The organism is Erwinia sp. PME.40.26/001, assembly GCF_055556675.1.
Genome location: NZ_JBVHNP010000484.1, coordinates 1 through 229 on the forward strand (window position 1 = coordinate 1; position 229 = coordinate 229).

The following is a 229-nucleotide window of genomic DNA, read 5'->3' on the forward strand; positions in this document are numbered from 1 at the left end:
GACGACCTTGTAGTTCTTCAGGTCCTCGGCGGTGATGAGGCCGCCGTGCTTGTCCATCTCGGCCACGATCTTCTTGGCGATGGCACCGTCATAGAAGGCCTTCGGACCTTCCTTGGCGATCAGGCGCAGCGACTTGGTCAGGTCCTTCTGGACCAGCATTTCCCCTTCCTTGAGCGGACGGCCTTCCTTGAAGAAGATCGCCTTGGACGAATCCCACTGGCCCAGGTGT

The 229-nt window shown here is 59.4% G+C and carries 1 protein-coding gene; it reads right to left on the reverse strand.

Annotated elements, in window-relative coordinates; genetic code table 11:
* Positions 1-229 (reverse strand): gamma-glutamyltransferase (locus tag ACZ3HG_RS25070; protein ID WP_465335285.1); only part of this gene is annotated, 229 nt, incomplete at both ends.